This is a genomic window from Variovorax gossypii (genome assembly GCF_003965815.1).
In the GTDB taxonomy this organism is placed as follows: domain Bacteria; phylum Pseudomonadota; class Gammaproteobacteria; order Burkholderiales; family Burkholderiaceae_C; genus Variovorax; species Variovorax gossypii.
The window spans coordinates 215,264-231,232 of record NZ_RXOE01000010.1 but is presented as its reverse complement, the minus strand read 5'-3'; the positions used below and the strand labels follow the sequence as shown (position 1 = coordinate 231,232).

Genomic DNA, 15,969 nt, shown 5'->3' with positions numbered 1-15,969 from the left:
CTAAGCCAGGCCGCCCTGGCACACGTACTTGATGTGCATGTAGTCCTCCAGCCCATGCACCGAGCCCTCGCGGCCGTAGCCCGACTCCTTCACGCCGCCGAAGGGCGCCGCCTCGGCCGCCAGGGCGCCTTCGTTGATGCCCACGATGCCCGACTCCAGCGCATCGGCCACGCGCCAGATGCGCTTCACGTCCGTCGAATAGAAGTACGCCGCGAGCCCGAAGGGCGTCTCGTTGGCCGCGGCGATCACCTCCGCCTCGCTCTCGAAGCGCGTGACCGGCACCACCGGCCCGAAGGTCTCCTCGCAGCTGCACTCCATCGTCGAATCGGCATTCACCAGCACCGTGGGCGCGTAGTAGTTGGGGCCGTCGCAGCGCGCGTCGCGCAGCCGCTTGCCGCCGGCCACCACGCGCGCGCCGCGGGAAACGGCGTCGCGCACGTGGCGCTCGATCTTGTCGACTGCGCGCGCGTTGATCATCGGCCCGATCTGCGAGCCCTCGTCGCTGGCCGGCCCGACCCGCAGTGCACCGACCCGCGCCGCCAGCTTGTCGACGAAGGCATCGTGCACACGTGATTGCACGAACACGCGGTTCGGGCACACGCAGGTCTGGCCGCCGTTGCGGAACTTGGCGGCCATCAGGCCTTCCACCGCCGCGTCGATGTCGGCGTCGTCGAACACGATGAAGGGTGCATTGCCGCCGAGCTCCAGCGAGAGCTTCTTCAGCGTGTCGGCCGAGCGGCGTGCCAGGTGCTTGCCCACGGGCGTCGAGCCGGTGAAGGTGATCTTGCGCACGCGCGGGTCGTCGAGCCAGGCGTCGACCACCTCGGGCGTGCGCTCGCGCGAGGCGGTCACGATGTTGAGCACGCCCGGCGGCACGCCGGCCTCCTGCGCCAGCTTCACCAGCGCCAGCGAGGTCAGCGGCGTGTCCTCGGCCGGCTTGCACACCACGGTGCAGCCTGCGGCAAGGGCAGGCGCGATCTTGCGCGCGATCATCGCGGCCGGGAAGTTCCACGGCGTGATCGCGGCGACCACGCCCACGGGCTCCCTCAGCGCGAGCATGCGCCTGCCGGTCACCGGCGCGGGAATGATCTCGCCGTTGGCGCGCGTGGCTTCCTCGGCGAACCATTCGATGTAGCTGGCCGCGTAGGCGACCTCGCCGCGGCCTTCGGCCAGCGGCTTGCCCTGTTCGCGGGAGATGAGCCGTCCCAGGTCTTCCTGGTGCGCCATCACGAGGTCGTTCCAGCGCTTGAGGATCTGGGCGCGCTGCTTGGCGGGCACGGCGCGCCAAGCGGGGAAGGCGGCGTGCGCCGCGTCGGTGGCCGCGCGTGCGTCGACGGCCGTGCCGTCCGGCACGCTCGCGAAGACGCCGTCGCTCGCGGGATCGCTGACGTCGAGACGGCGCGCGTCGCTGGCTTCGCGCCATTCGGCGCCGATGAGTTGCAGGCCTGGCATCAGGTCCTTGCGTTCGGGTTCGAGAGTCATGGATTCAAGGTCTTTCTTCAGGATGCAGACACCCGTTCGGCGATCGCGATGCCCACCTCTGTGGTGTTCGCCGAGCCGCCGAGGTCGCGCGTGCGCGGACCGTCGCGCAGCACCGCTTCTATCGCGCCCAGGATCGCGTCGTGCGCCGCACGGCCCGCGCTCTGGCCCTGCGTCAGGAAATCCAGCATCAGCGCGCCGGACCAGATCATCGCGATGGGGTTGGCGATGTTCTGGCCGTAGATGTCGGGCGCCGAGCCGTGCACCGGCTCGAAAAGCGACGGGAACCTGCGCTCCGGGTTGAGGTTGGCCGACGGCGCGAGGCCGATGGTTCCGGTGGTCGCGGGTCCGAGGTCGGAGAGGATGTCGCCGAACAGGTTGCTCGCCACCACCACGTCGAAGCGCGTGGGCTGCAGCACGAAGCGCGCCGACAGGATGTCGATGTGCTGCTTGTCGACCGTCACCTCGGGGTAGTCGAGGCCGATCGCATCGGCGCGGCCGTCCCACCAGGGCATGCTGATCGCGATGCCGTTGCTCTTGGTCGCCACCGTCAGGTGCCTGCGCTCGCGCGCGCGGGCGGTCTCGTAGGCGAAGCGCAGCACGCGGTCGGTGCCGTGGCGCGAGAACACCGACTCCTGGATCACGATCTCGCGCTCCGTGCCCGCGTACATCACGCCGCCGAGCGAGGTGTATTCGCCCTCGGTGTTCTCGCGCACCACGAGGTAGTCGATGTCGCCGGGCTTGCGGCCGGCCAGCGGGCAGGGCACGCCCTCGAACAGGCGCACCGGGCGCAGGTTGATGTACTGGTCGAACTCGCGGCGGAACTTCAGCAGCGATCCCCACAGCGACACATGGTCGGGCACGGTCGCGGGCCAGCCGACGGCGCCGAAGTACAGCGCGTCGACGCCCTTGAGCTGCTCCTTCCAGTCGTCCGGCATCATCTGGCCGTGCGCCGCGTAGTAGTCGGCGCTGGCCCAGTCGAAGACGCGGCAGTCGAGCTCGAAGCCGAAGCGCGCCGCGGCAGCCTGCACCACGCGCAGGCCCTCGGGCATCACTTCCTTGCCGATGCCGTCGCCGGGAATCACGGCGATGCGGAAGGTCGGTGTCATTTCGGTCTTTCTCATGATGCGAGCGCCTTGGCGTGGTCCACGCGGTCCATCTCGTCGAGCCAGCCCTGGCGCAATTCGGGCACCGAGCGTGCAAGCAGCTCGTAGTAAGGGTGATGAGGGCCGCGGTCGTAGTCGGCGCGCGCCACCTGCGCGAGCTTGCGGCCGTGCTGCATCACGACGATCTCGTCGCACACGGCGCGCACCGTGTGAAGGTCGTGGCTGATGAAGAGGTACGACACGCCCAGCTCGCGCCGCAGCTCCGCCATCAGGTCGAGCACGGCGGCGCCCACCACGGTGTCGAGCGCGGAGGTCACTTCGTCGCACAGGATCAGGTCGGGCTCGGCCGCGAGCGCGCGCGCGAGGTTCACGCGCTGCTTCTGCCCTCCCGAGAGGCCGCCCGGCAGGCGCCCTGCCACGGTCTGCGGCAGCTTCACCAGGTCGAGCAGCTCGCGGATGCGCCGCTGCAGCGGCTCGCCGCGCAGGCCCTTGTAGAACTCCAGCGGCCGCGCCAGGATGCGCTCGATGGTCTGCGAGGGGTTCAGCGCCGTGTCGGCCATCTGGAACACGATCTGGATGCGCCGCAGCTCCTCGCGACCGCGCTGCTGCAGCGTGGGCTTCAGCTCGCGGCCGTGGAACAGCACGCTGCCGCTGCTGGGCTTGAGCAGGCCCGCCACCGCGCGCGCCAGCGTGGTCTTGCCCGAGCCCGATTCGCCGATCACGCCGATGGCCTGGCCGCGATGCAGCTTCAGGTCGATGTCCTGCAGGATCGGCTTGGCAGGTCGTCCCTGCGCATCCACCGGGCCGTAGCCGGCCGAGAGCTGGCGCACCTCGAGCAGCAGCTCGCGGCCATCGTCCGTTGCTGCCGCCGATGCGCGCGGCGCCGGCCGCGCGGCGGCCAGCAGGCTCTTCGTGTAGTCGTCGGCCGGCGCGGCGAGGATTTGGCCGGTCGAGTTCAGCTCGCGCATGCCGCCGTTGCGCAGCACCAGGATGTGGTCGGCCATCTGCGCCACCACCGCGAGGTCGTGGCTCACGTACACCGCGGTGGCGCGGCGCTCGCGCACCACGCGGCGGAAGGCGCGCAGCACTTCGATCTGCGTGGTCACGTCGAGCGCGGTGGTCGGCTCGTCGAGGATCACCAGGTCGGGGTCGGCGATCAGCGCCATCGCCGCCATCAGCCGCTGCAGCTGGCCGCCCGAGACCTGGTGCGGATAGCGCGAGCCGATGCCTTCCGGGTCGGGCAGCGCGAGCTCGCGGAAGAGCTGCACCGCCTTCGCCTCGGCCTCGGCGCGCTTGCACAGGCCGTGGATCACGGTCGGCTCCACCACCTGGTCCATGATCGTGCGCGATGGGTTGAAGGAGGCCGCCGCGCTCTGCGCGATGTAGGCGACGGTGCGCCCGCGCAGCGCGCGCTGAGCGCGGGCATCGAGCGCCAGCACGTCGGTGTCGCCGATGCGCACCCGGCCGGCCGAGATGCTGCAGCCGTGGCGCGCATGGCCCATCAGCGCGAGCGCGGTGGTGGTCTTGCCCGAGCCCGATTCACCGATCAGCGCCAGCACCTCGCCGGGCTGCACCGAGAAGCTCAGGTTGTCGACCAGCGTGGTGGCGCCGGCGCAGATGCTCAGGCCTTCGACGGTAAGTGGTGCGCCCATCAGCGTGTCCCCCGTTCGCGCGCGGCACGGCCGGGCAGGTTGTCGATGACGAGATTGACCGCGATGGTCAGGCTCGCGATGGCGAGCGCCGGCACGATCACCGAGGCGCCGCCCATGGCCAGCGCGCCGATGTTCTCGCGCACCAGCGACCCCCAGTCGGCGGCCGGCGGCTGGATGCCCAGGCCCAGGAAGCTCAGGCTCGCCAGCAGCAGCACGATGTAGACGAAGCGCAGCCCCAGGTCGGCCAGCATCGGGCCGACGATGTTGGGCAGGATCTCGCGCAGCATGATGTAGAGCGTGCCTTCGCCGCGCGTGCGCGCCACCGTCACGTAGTCGAGCGCGTTGATGTTCACGGCCAGCGAGCGCGCGATGCGGAAGGCGCCCGGCACGTAGATGATGGCCGCCGTGACCACCAGCATCGGCACCGACGAGCCGAAGCCCGCCACCATGATGAGCGCGAACATCTTGCTCGGGATGGCCGTCAGCGTGTCGAGGCAGCGGCTGAGCGTCGCATCGGTCCAGCGGCCGCTGGCGGCGGCCAGCAGCGCCAGCGTGGTGCCGGTGCCGCTGGCCAGCAGCGTCGCCAGCAGCGCCACGCCGACCGTGTAGCGCGCGCCCGTGATCACGAGCGCCAGCATGTCGCGGCCCAGGTAGTCGGTGCCGAGCCAGTGCGCAGCGCTGATCGGCGCGAAGACGTTCGAGGTGCCGGTGGCGGCCGTGCTGAACGAAAGCAGCCAGGGGCCGAACACCGCCGCGAGCACCCAGAAGAGCAGCACCACGAGCCCGAGCAGTCCCGAGGGGCCGAAGCCGGCGAGCCAGCGAAGCGGGTTGCGCCGGGGCGCGGGTGCCGGCGGCAGCGTCGGGGCGGCCGCGTTCAGGACAGGGGAAGAAGTGGACGATTCCATGATGGCTCCCCCTCGTCAGCGGTGCCGCAGCCGCGGGTTGGCGACGATGCCGCAGACGTCTGCCGCGGTCACCAGGATCAGGTAGGCGCCGCAGAAGATCATGGCGCAGGTCTGCACCAGCGGCATGTCGCGCTGCGAGACGCCGTCGACCATCAGCTTGGCGATGCCCGGGTAGTTGAAGATGGTCTCGACGATGATCACGCCGCCCAGCAGGTACGACAGGCTCAGCGCCACGGCGTTGGCGATCGGCCCCACCGCGTTGGGCAGCGCGTGCGCCAGCACCGTGCGCATCGGCGATGCGCCCTTGAGTCGCACCATCTCGATGTAGGGGGCTTCCAGCTGGTCGATCACGGCGGCGCGCGTCATGCGCATCATCTGCGCAACGATCACGCAGCACAGCACCAGCACGGGCATGGCGAAGGCCTGCAGCATCTGGCCGAGCGAGTCGATGTCACTCACGAACGAAAGCGCCGGCAGCCATCGCAGCTTCACCGCGAACACCAGCACCGCCAGCGTCGCCACCAGGAACTCCGGCACCGACACCACCGCCACCGCCGAGGTGGAGGCCGCGCGATCGAACCACGAGCCGCGCCACACCGCCGAGGCGATGCCCAGCGCCAGCGCGATCGGCACCGAGAACAGGGCGGTGACGGCAGCCAGCAGCAGCGAGTTGGGCAGGCGGCTGGCCACCAGCTCCGACACCGGCATCTGCGTCGTGGCCGAGCGGCCCAGGTCGCCCTTGGTCATGCCCAGCAGCCATTGGGCATAGCGCTTCGGCGCGGGCACATCCAGCCCCATCTGCGCGCGCAGCGCGGCCAGCGCCTGCGGCGTGGCGTCCTGCCCGAGCTGTTCCTCGGCCGCGTCGCCGGGCAGCACCGCGGTGATCGAGAACACGATCACCGACACCGCCAGCAGAGACAGCAGCGCGAGCGCGATGCGCTGTGCAAGGAGCTTGAGGATCAGTCGATTCATCTCAGCAATCCCATTTCACCGAAGGCAGTGCACCGACGCGGCCGGCGGAGCCAGGCCCCTTCGGGAAACACCGCGGAACCGGCTTTGCCGGGCCGCAGGTGTTGCCCCCGGAAGGGGGTTGGCGAAGCGACACGAAGTGCGCGAAGCCTGGGGGAGAGTCATGATTCCAGCCACACGTTCTCAGCGAAGTTGTAGCCCATCAGGCCGCCCAGCGGAATCGGCGACAGCCCCTTGAGCTTCGAGCTGTGGCCGTCGATGCTCGCGAGGAACAGCGGAATGCCGATGCCCGCGTCCTGATGGATCATGGTCTGCATGTCGGCGTACATCTGCTTGCGCTTGGCCAGGTCGGTCTCGGCGCGCGAGGCCAGCAGCAGCTGGTCGAACTTCTCGCTCTTCCAGCGCGACTCGTTCCAGGCGGCGCCCGACTGGAAGAACTGCGTGAGCAGCACGTCGGCGCTCGGGCGCGGGTTGACGTTGCCGAAGCCCACCTGGCTGTTGAGCCAGTGGTTCGACCAGTAGCCGTCGGCCGGCATGCGCTTGATGTCGAGCTCCAGCCCGACGCGCTGCGCGGTCTGCTGCAGCATCAGCGCGATCTCCACCGAGTAGAGCGCCGCGGGCGAGGCCACCACCGGCACCTTGCCGGTGACGCCGGCCTTCTGCAGGTGGAACTTCGCCTTCTCCGGATCGAAGGGGCGCTGCGGCAGGCCGGCGAAGTGGAAGCGGTTGGTCGGGTCGATCGGCTGGTCGTTGGCGACCACCGCGTAGTCGAGCGCGATGGTCTTCTTCATCTGCTCGCGGTCGAACAGGTGCTTCATGCCGAGCACGAAGTCGGGGTTGGCGCCGGGGCCCACGTCCTTGCGCATCACGAGGTCGGAATACTGGCCCGACTGCGTGACGAAGATGCCGAAGCCGGGCGTGCCCTTCACGCGCTCCACCGAGCGCGGATTGACCGAGCCCACCAGGTCCATGCCGCCCGACAGCAGTGCGTTGACGCGCGCGCTCTCGTCGCCGATGCCGACGAACTCGATCTCGTCGAGGTAGGGCTTGCCGGGCTTCCAGTAGGCCTCGTTGCGCACCACCAGCGAGCGGATGCCGGGCTTGAACTCCTTGAGCTTGTAGGGGCCGGTGCCGATGCCGGCGTTGAAGTCGGTGGTGCCTTCCTTGACGATGTGGAAGTGGTAGGTGCCCAGGATCACCGGCAGGTCGGCGTTCGGCGCGCTCAGCACCATCGTCACCTCGTTGGGGCCGGTGGCCTTCACGCTCTCGATCTGGTCGGCGAGCACCTTGGCCTTGGAGGCGGTGGCCGGGTCCTTGTGGCGCATCACCGAGAACACCACGTCGGCCGGCGACAGCGCCTTGCCGTCGTGGAACACCACGCCCTTGCGCAGCGTGAACACCCAGGTCTTCGCGTCTTTCGTGGTGAACGACTCGGCCAGCGCGGGCTGCGGCGTGAGGCTGCCGTCCAGCGAGGTCAGGCTGTTGTAGATCATGTTGCCGCGGGAGTAGTCGGTCTGGTTCGACTGCTTGGCGGGGTCGAGCGTGTCGGTGGCGGCGGCGGTGGCACCGGCAACCCGGATGCGCCCGCCGCGCCGCGGCGCCTGCGCGTGGGCCGAGACGGCCACGCCCGCGAGGCTGCCGGCCAGCGTGGCCTGCATGCCGCCGGCCACCAGCATCGACAAAATGTCGCGCCGGGTGGCACCGCGTCGCAGCGATGCCATCACGCGAAGGCTTTCGTCGGGGCCGACGAGGTTCTGGAAGCTCTTGTAGTCGCTGCTGCTGTCGCTCATGGTGAGTGCTCCTGGGGGACCGTGGGGTGAAAGAAATCAGTCGGAAGAACGAACGCCGGACAGCCCGCCCTCAGGCCAGCCTGTCCTTGAGCCGGTAATAGAAGCCCACCGCCGGCAGGAACCACGGCGGGCCGAAGTGGCCGGGAATGGCGGGCCAGTCGCGGCCCTGCCAGGGGTTGGCGCCCGCGTCGCCGCCCATCACGGCGGCCATGCGCTGGCCCATGTGCACCGACATCTGCGTGCCGTGACCGCTGTAGCCCATGGCGTAGTAGAGGCCGTCGCGTTCGCCGGCGTGGGGCAGGCGGTCCTGCGTCATGTCGACGAGTCCGCCCCAGCAATAGTCGAGCCGCACCTTGCCGAGCTGCGGGAACGTTTCGGCCAGCCCCGCGCGCAGGATCTCGCCGCTGGCTGCGTCCGACTGCGGGCTCGATATGGCGAAGCGCGCGCGCCCGCCGAACACCAGCCGGTGGTCGGCCGTGAGCCTGAAGTAGTGGTGGATGTTCGCGATGGTCGTGTAGGTGCGCCGGCCCGCGAGCAGCGCCAGCGCCCGCTGCTCGCCCAGCGGCTCGGTCACGACGATGAAGCTGCCGATGGGCACGATGCGGCGGCGCAGCCAGCCGAAGCTGCCGTAGCCGCCGTGGCGTGTCGCGCCGGTGGCCAGCAGCACCTGCTGCGCCGCGACCGTGCCGCGCGCGGTGTGCAGCCGGTGTGCATGGCCCTGCCCCACGCGCTCGATGCGGCTCACTTCGGCGCCGGTATGGACCTGCGCGCCGTTGCGCTGCGCCGCCGTTGCCAGCCCGTGCGCGAAGCGGCCCATGTGCATCTGGCCGCTGCGCTTGTAGAGCAGGCCGCCGTGGAAGCGATCGCTCTGCACCTCCGCGCGCACGCGCGCCGCGTCGAGGATCTCCACGTCGCAGTCCACGCCGTCGTCGATCAGGCGCCGCGCGCTGTTCTCGAGCGCGGCCATCTGGTTCGCCCGCGTGGCGAGCTTGAGCTTGCCGTGGCGCATGAAGTCGCAGTCGATGCCTTCCTCGCGCACCAGCCGGTCCACCGTGTCGACCGCGGCGTCGTACGCGTGATACCAGCCGCGCGCGCGCTCCACGCCGACCTTGGCCGCCACATCGGCATAGTCGACGGCCAGCCCGTTGTTGACGTGCCCGCCGTTGCGCCCCGAGGCCTCGGCAGCCACGCGCGTGCCGGCTTCCAGCACCGCGACGCTGGCACCGCGCCGGGCCAGCGCCAGCGCCGCCGACAGGCCGGTGAAGCCGCCGCCGACGATCGCGACGTCGACCTGCGCCGGAAGCTCGCGGGCTTCGGGCACGAAGGCCGGGGCCGAATCGGTCCAGTAGGAGTCGAGCTTCATGGCTTGAGGCTGTTTCCGGAAAGATGAAAGATCAGAGTCCCACGACGCCCGGCAGGCCGCCGATGTCCTTGATTTCCGTGTAGCGGTAGGCCGGGTTGCCGGGGCCGTGGCCGCGGTTGACGAACACCTTGTTGACGATGCCCAGGTCGTCCGCCGACATCAGGTCGTAGCGCAGGCTGGACGACACGTGCAGCACGTCTTCCGGGTTGCAGCCCAGCGAGTCGAGCATGTACTCGAAGGCCGTCAGGCGCGGCTTGTAGGCCTGCGCCTGCTGCGCGGTGTAGACGCGATGGAAGGGCGCGCCCAGCATCGCGACGTTCTTCTGGATCTGGTCGTCCGACGCGTTCGACAAAATCACCAGCGGAATTTCCTTGGCCACCTTGGCCAGGCCCGCGGGCACGTCCTCGTGCGGGCCCCAGGTGGGCACGGCGTCGTAGATGCGCTGCGCGTCGATGTCGAAGTACTGGATCTTCCATTTGCGGCACAGGCGCCGCACGGCGTTCTTCAGCACCACCTCATAGGGCTGCCAGGCACCGAGTACCTCGTCGAAGCGGTAGGCCGCGAAGTCGGCGATGAACTGCTCCATGCGGTCGGCCGGGATGCGGTCGGCGAAGAACTCGCGCGTCATCTCCTTCATGCGGAAGCGGGTCAGCGTTCCGTAGCAGTCGAAGGTCACGTACTTGGGCTTGAAGGTCATGGTCTCGGGTCCTGTGTTTCGTTGGTTCGCTCGTTGTCCAAACCGGCCGCCGGCCACTTCTTCAGATGGCAATTGCGACAAGCAAATTACGGATTGATTGCAGCACGCAGTCGCGCGGCAGTTGTAGGGAAATGCGTTGCCTGCCGCGACGAAGCTGCGGTTTGGAGGGCCGGCGACGGCATGCCATGCGGTCTGCCCTCCATGGGTGCGGCGCGCACCTCAGTGCGCCGCGGCAAAGTCGATCAGCACGCTTTTGAAGCGCAGGTTGGCCTCGACCGCCTGGCGTCCCAGGTCCTTGCCGATACCCGATTGGTGGTAACCCCCGGTAGGGATCACGAAGTCGGCGCTGCGCCCGTAGCGGTTGATCCAGACCGTGCCCGCGGAGATGCCGCGCATCGCCCGCAGCGCGCGGCCGATGTCGGCCGTGTGCACGCCGCTGGCCAGGCCGTAGTGCTCGTGCGCGGCGAGCGCCAGGCCTTCCTCCTCGTCGGCGAAGGTCTGCACCGTGAGCACCGGGCCGAAGATCTCCTCGCGAACCGCCGGGTTGGAAGAGTCCACGCCCTCGACCAGCGTGGGCTGGAAGAAGGCGCCGCCCGGGCCGCCGTCGTACAGGCCGCCGCCGCAGCGCACGGTGGCGCCGGCGTCGCGCGCGCGATCGACGATCTCCAGGATGCGGCCTGCCTGCTGCGTCGAGATGATGGGCGGCAGCGTGGCGGAGTCGTCCCAGGTCGCACCGGGGCGCATTGCCGCGAAGCGCGTCGCGATGCGCTCCACCAGCTCGCCCGCGATGCCGCGCTGCACGATCAGCCGCGAGCCGGCCACGCACACCTGCCCGGCGTTTCCGGTGATGGCGCCGGCGATCATGCCGGCCAGGCGGTCGACGTCGGGAGCGTCGTCGAACACCAGCTGCGGGCTCTTGCCGCCGAGCTCCAGCGTCACCGGCTTGGGGCCGGTCATGGCGCAGGCGGCCATGATGGCGGCGCCGGTGCGGGTGGAGCCGGTGAAGGTCATCTTCGATATGAGCGGGTGGCGCGAGAGCGCATCGCCCGTGGTGCGGCCGTCGCCCTGCACCACGTTGAAGAGACCGGGCGGCACGCCGGCCTCGACGGCCAGCTCGGCCAGCCGCAGCGCCGACCACGGCGTGAGCTCCGAGGGCTTGAGCACCACCGCGTTGCCGGCCGCGAGCGCGGCACCGACCTTCCACGACACCATCACCAGCGGAAAATTCCACGGCGTGATCGCGCCGACGACGCCGTAGGGCTCGGCCACCACCATGCCGAGGTTGTCGTGGCGCGTGGCGGCGACCTCGCCGCCGAGCTTGTCGGCGTACTCGGCGAAGAAGCGCAGGCCCTCGGCGGTGAATGGAATGTCCCACGCGATCGCGTCGCGCACCGGCCGCGTGGAGCACACGGCTTCCAGCGGGCCGAGCCGTGCGGCGTCGGCCTCGACGAGCTCGGCCCAGCGGCGCAGCACGCGTGCGCGTTCGCGCGGTGCGCGGCGTGCCCAGTCGCTCGTGCGCCAGGCGTTCCATGCGTCGCGCACTGCGGCGTCCACCGTGTCGGCGTCGGCCAGCGGAAGCTCGGCATGCGCCTGGGCGTCGGAGGGGCGGTGCACGACGATGCGGCCGGCATCGGGCACGAGGCGCCCGCCGATGAAATGGCCCGAAGGCACGTGGATCTGTCGCGGGTCGAAGACTTGCATGGGCTTGGGATCGATGAGGCACCGCAAGAGCGGCGATCGATCCTAGGCAGGTTGGCACAGCATTTGTATGCGTACGCGGGCGCCTCACCGCAGCGAATTGCAAAACCCGGGCGCGCGGCAGCCGAAGCTTGCAAGTTGCGGCGAGGGCCCATTTCTGTCTGGCCTCGCGCGCCGATGTCGTCCAAGATGGAAGGGACTTTTCTTCGCCAAGAGACTCTCCGATGCCCGACCAGACCCCGAATGCACCCGCCGGCGACGGCGTGGTGCTCAGACCGATGACGTCCGCAGATCTGCCGTTCACCCACGCGCTGACGGACCTGCTGCGCTGGCCGCACCGGCGCGCGGACTGGGAGCAGGTGTTCGCGCATGCCGAGGGCATCGTGGCCGAGCGCGACGGCGAGATCGTCGGCTGCGCGCTGCGCTGGCTCTGGGGCGAGCACCACGCCACCGTCGGCCTCGTGATCGTGACGCCGGCCTGCCAGGGTCGCCGCATCGGCCATCGACTGATGAGCGCGGTGCTAGAAGGCCTGGAAGACCGCACGGTGCTGCTGCATGCCACCGCCGAGGGGCGCGGGCTCTACGAGCGGCTGGGCTTCGTGCGCACCGGCGAGCTGCGCCAGCACCAGGGCATCGCGCAGCCCGCGCCGCTGGTCGCACTGCAGCCGGGCTGGCGCCTCCGGCCCGCCGGCGTGCATGAGGCAGCGGCACTGCAGGCCCTGGACGCCGCCGCACGCGGCATGCCGCGCGACGCGCTCATCTCCGACCTGCTGGCCAGCGCCGATGCCTGCGTGGTGCTGGACCACGACAACGAACCGCGCGGCTTCGCGATGCTGCGGCGCTTCGGGCGTGGGCACTCGATCGGTCCTGTGGTGGCCCCGGACCTGGATGGGGCGAAGGCGCTGATCGCTCACCTTGCCAGCGTGAACGCAGGCCACTTCACGCGCATCGACATCGATTTCGACAGCGGACTGGCGGAGTGCCTGGAAAGCATCGGGCTGCTGCGCGTGGATGCGCCCACGACGATGGTGCGTGGTGCATCGCTTGCCTCTCCGGCGGGCGGGCCTTCGCTCTTTGCCATCGTCACTCAGGCTGTTGGGTGACCGTTTCTGTTCGTGGTGCGATCACGCCGACGGGGGCATTCGCGGAGGGGAGTACCCGGTGTCATTCGCACGCACCCCGAATGTGTTCCGAGCCGAGTCCAGCCAAATCATGAAAACCACTTTCCTCTACAAATCCGACCCGGCAAGAGGCCGCCTGTGGGCCGAGGTGTTCCGCCGCCGCGCCCCCGACATCGACTTCCGCATCTGGCCCGACATCGGCGATCCCGCGCAGGTGCGCTTCCTCGCGGCGTGGGAGCCGCCGGACGACCTGGCGACGCGCTTTCCCAATCTGCAGGTGTTGTTCTCTTCAGGAGCGGGCGTCGACCAGTTCGACTTCGCGTCGCTGCCGCCGGCGCTGCCCGTGGTGCGCATGGTCGAGCCCGGCATCGTGCGCGGCATGGTCGAGTACGTGACGCATGCGGTGCTGGGCCTGCATCGCGACATGCCGCAATACCGGCGCCAGCAGCAGGAAGGCCTGTGGAAGCCGCTGCCCGTGCGGACTGCCCGCGAGCGGTGCGTGGGCGTGCTCGGACTGGGTTCCCTCGGGCAGGCAGTACTGGAACAACTCGTCGCGCTGGGCTTCGACTGCGCGGGATGGAGCCGCTCGCGGCATGAAGTGGCAGGCGTTCAATGCCATGCCGGCGCCGACGAGCTGCCGGCCTTTCTCGCGCGCACGGGCATCCTCGTCTGCCTGCTGCCGCTGACCGATTCGACGCGCGGCTTTCTCGACGCGCGCCTGTTCTCGCAACTGCCCGAAGGCGCCGGCCTCGTGCACGTCGGGCGCGGACCGCAACTGGTCGACGCCGACCTGCTGGCCGCGCTCGAAAGCGGCCGCATCGGCGACGCCGTGCTCGACGTGACCGATCCCGAGCCGCTGCCGCCGGAGCATGCCTTCTGGCGCCATCCGCGCATCCATCTCACGCCGCACATCGCGAGCATGACGCAGCCGCTGAGCGCGGCCGAAGTGGTGCTCGACAACCTCGAGTGCTTCGAGGCGGGCAAGCCGATGCTCGGGCTGGTCGACCGCGCGCGCGGCTACTGAGCGAAGGAGCGAAGGAGCGAAGGGGGCGAAGCAAGAGCCACCGCACGATCTGCTGCGCGCCGCACGCACAACCGCAGCCTGCTTCGTGCGACACCCCCAAAGCAGCACCACCTCGTGCGGTGCGCCGCCTAAGCTGAAGGCATCGAAAGCTCCTTCCGCTCTCGCACCTTCACACCCCATGACGCACCCCACCGCATTGCCCCAGCAAGCCGCTCTCGACGCCATCGACCGCGCGCACCTCATCCACCCCGTCTCGCCCTGGCGCGTGCACGAGCAGCGCGGTCCCACCGTGCTGGCCTCGGGCAAGGGCGCATGGCTCACCGACGGCAACGGCCACCGGCTGCTCGATGCATTCGCCGGCCTGTGGTGCGTGAACGTGGGCTACGGGCAGGAAAGCGTGGTGCAGGCCGCCACCGAGCAGATGCGCCGGCTGCCCTACGCCACCGGCTACTTCCACTTCAGCAGCGAGCCGGCGATCCGCCTTGCCGAGAAGCTGGTGCAGATCACTCCCGCTTCGCTGACGCGCGTGTACCTCACGCTGGGCGGCTCCGAGGCGGTTGACGCGGCCGTGCGCTTCGTCGTGCAGTACTACAACGCCACCGGACGGCCGTCGAAGAAGCAGTTCATCTCGCTGGAGCGCGGCTACCACGGCTCCTCGTCCACCGGCGCGGGACTGACCGCGCTGCCGGCCTTCCATCGCGGCTTCGACCTGCCGCTGCCCACGCAGCACTACATCGCCTCGCCGTATGCCTATCGCCATGAGCACGGCGACGATCCGCAGGCGCTGATCGCCTCCTCGGTCGCGGCGCTGCGCGCCAAGGTGGCCGAGCTGGGCGCCGACAACGTGGCGGCCTTCTTCTGCGAACCGATCCAGGGTTCGGGCGGCGTCGTGGTGCCGCCCAAGGGCTGGCTCACGGCCATGCGCGACGCGGCACGCGAGCTCGACATCCTCTTCGTGGTCGATGAGGTCATCACCGGCTTCGGCCGCACCGGCCCCATGTTCGCCTGCGAGGCCGAAGGCGTGGAGCCCGACCTGATGACCATGGCCAAGGGCCTGACGGCGGGCTACGTGCCGATGGGCGCGACCATGATGTCCGAGAAGGTCTACGCCGGCATCGCCGACGGCGCGCCCGAGGGGGCCGCCATCGGCCACGGCGCGACCTATTCGGCGCACCCGGTCGGCGCAGCCGTCGCGCTCGAGGTGCTGCGGCTCTACGAGGAGGGCGGCATCCTCGCCAACGGCCAGCGCGGCGCGGCGCATTTCGCGGCCGGGCTCGATGGATTGCTCGACCATCCGCTGGTGGGCGATTCGCGCCACCGCGGCCTGCTGGGCGCGCTGGAGCTGGTGAGCGACAAGGCCAGCAAGCGCCGCTTCGACGCATCGCTCGGGCTGTCCGACCGCATCTTCGCGGCCGGCTACCGCAACGGCCTGGTGTTCCGCTCCTTCGGCGACCACATCCTCGGCTTCGCGCCCGCGCTCACCTTCACCGAGGACGAGTTCGCGCAGCTGTTCGCGCGGCTGAGGAAGACGCTGGACGAGGTGCTCGAGGCGCCCGACGTTCGCGCCGCGCTGGCCGCCTGAAACCGCGTCGAACGACACCCGCAAGAGCCGGCCGCCGAAGCAGAATCGGGATCTCTCGTTTCGTTATCAGGCACCGCCATGTCAGAAGCTTTCAAGATCGACCGACTCGACCTGCGCATCCTGGCCCAGTTGCAGAAGAACGGGCGCATGACCAACGTCGACCTGGCGGATGCGGTGGGGCTTTCGCCCAGCCCCTGCCTGATCCGCGTGAAGCGCCTGGAGCAGGCCGGCTACATCGCGGGCTACGGCGCGCACCTGCGGCTCGAGAAGCTCGGCGACACGCTCACCGTGTTCACCGAGGTCACGCTGTCGGACCACCACCGCGAAGACTTCGTGCGCTTCGAGGCCGCGATCCGCGAGGTCGACGAGGTGCTCGAATGCCACCTCGTGAGCGGCGGCTACGACTACCTGCTGCGCTTTCTCACGCGCGGCGTGAACCACTACCAGGAAGTGATCGAGGGGCTGCTCGAACGCAACATCGGCATCTCGAAGTACTTCAGCTACATCGTCATCAAGTCGCCGTTCATCAAGACGCACTGTCCGATCGAGCGGCTCTTTCCCCACGAGCGCTGAGCGGCGCTCT

13 protein-coding genes are annotated in these 15,969 nt (G+C 69.7%); 4 read left to right on the top strand and 9 right to left on the bottom strand.

Annotated elements, in window-relative coordinates; translation table 11 throughout:
• The 9 genes from EJP69_RS27420 to EJP69_RS27380 form a co-directional block, all read right to left on the bottom strand.
• Positions 1 to 1,482 carry an NAD-dependent succinate-semialdehyde dehydrogenase gene (locus EJP69_RS27420; RefSeq protein WP_126473473.1) on the bottom strand — a complete coding sequence of 494 codons (1,482 nt, stop codon included), beginning with the start codon at positions 1,480 to 1,482 and terminating at the stop codon, positions 1 to 3.
• Between the two features lie 17 nt (positions 1,483 to 1,499).
• Entirely contained in the window at positions 1,500 to 2,588 is a 1,089-nt protein-coding gene (locus EJP69_RS27415; RefSeq protein ID WP_126473511.1) for a tartrate dehydrogenase, read from the bottom strand.
• An 11-nt stretch (positions 2,589 to 2,599) separates the two neighbouring features.
• A complete protein-coding gene (locus EJP69_RS27410; RefSeq protein ID WP_126473471.1) occupies positions 2,600 to 4,237 on the bottom strand; it encodes an ABC transporter ATP-binding protein in 1,638 nt (545 codons plus the stop codon).
• A complete protein-coding gene (locus EJP69_RS27405) occupies positions 4,237 to 5,142 on the bottom strand; it encodes an ABC transporter permease (RefSeq protein WP_126473469.1) in 906 nt (301 codons plus the stop codon). Before EJP69_RS27405 ends, EJP69_RS27410 begins: the two co-directional genes overlap by 1 nt.
• Positions 5,143 to 5,157: 15 nt before the next feature.
• Positions 5,158 to 6,114 carry an ABC transporter permease gene (locus tag EJP69_RS27400; protein WP_093203632.1) on the bottom strand — a complete coding sequence of 319 codons (957 nt, stop codon included), beginning with the start codon at positions 6,112 to 6,114 and terminating at the stop codon, positions 5,158 to 5,160.
• A 158-nt stretch (positions 6,115 to 6,272) separates the two neighbouring features.
• Positions 6,273 to 7,901 (bottom strand): ABC transporter substrate-binding protein, encoded by a 1,629-nt coding sequence (locus EJP69_RS27395; protein ID WP_093203635.1) that lies wholly within the window; start codon positions 7,899 to 7,901, stop codon positions 6,273 to 6,275.
• 70 nt (positions 7,902 to 7,971) lie between these two features.
• Positions 7,972 to 9,264, bottom strand: coding sequence for an NAD(P)/FAD-dependent oxidoreductase (locus EJP69_RS27390; protein ID WP_126473467.1), 1,293 nt, complete (start codon positions 9,262 to 9,264; stop codon positions 7,972 to 7,974).
• Positions 9,265 to 9,295: 31 nt separating this feature from the next.
• Positions 9,296 to 9,961 carry a haloacid dehalogenase type II gene (locus tag EJP69_RS27385; RefSeq protein ID WP_093301490.1) on the bottom strand — a complete coding sequence of 222 codons (666 nt, stop codon included), beginning with the start codon at positions 9,959 to 9,961 and terminating at the stop codon, positions 9,296 to 9,298.
• Positions 9,962 to 10,180: 219 nt separating this feature from the next.
• The gene (locus EJP69_RS27380) at positions 10,181 to 11,662 is read right to left on the bottom strand and encodes an aldehyde dehydrogenase family protein (RefSeq protein WP_093301771.1); all 1,482 of its coding nucleotides are present in this window, start codon (positions 11,660 to 11,662) and stop codon (positions 10,181 to 10,183) included.
• Positions 11,663 to 11,883: 221 nt separating this feature from the next.
• Here EJP69_RS27380 and EJP69_RS27375 point away from each other — a divergent pair, with 221 nt between their 5' ends.
• The 4 genes from EJP69_RS27375 (at position 11,884) to EJP69_RS27360 (ending at position 15,959) form a co-directional block, all read left to right on the top strand.
• Entirely contained in the window at positions 11,884 to 12,762 is an 879-nt protein-coding gene (locus tag EJP69_RS27375) for a GNAT family N-acetyltransferase (RefSeq protein WP_093203642.1), read from the top strand.
• 109 nt (positions 12,763 to 12,871) lie between these two features.
• Positions 12,872 to 13,804 (top strand): 2-hydroxyacid dehydrogenase, encoded by a 933-nt coding sequence (locus EJP69_RS27370; RefSeq protein WP_126473465.1) that lies wholly within the window; start codon positions 12,872 to 12,874, stop codon positions 13,802 to 13,804.
• A 178-nt stretch (positions 13,805 to 13,982) separates the two neighbouring features.
• The gene (locus tag EJP69_RS27365; RefSeq protein WP_126473464.1) at positions 13,983 to 15,386 is read left to right on the top strand and encodes an aspartate aminotransferase family protein; all 1,404 of its coding nucleotides are present in this window, start codon (positions 13,983 to 13,985) and stop codon (positions 15,384 to 15,386) included.
• A gap of 78 nt (positions 15,387 to 15,464) precedes the next feature.
• The gene (locus EJP69_RS27360; RefSeq protein WP_093203650.1) at positions 15,465 to 15,959 is read left to right on the top strand and encodes an Lrp/AsnC family transcriptional regulator; all 495 of its coding nucleotides are present in this window, start codon (positions 15,465 to 15,467) and stop codon (positions 15,957 to 15,959) included.
• Positions 15,960 to 15,969: the final 10 nt, after the last annotated feature.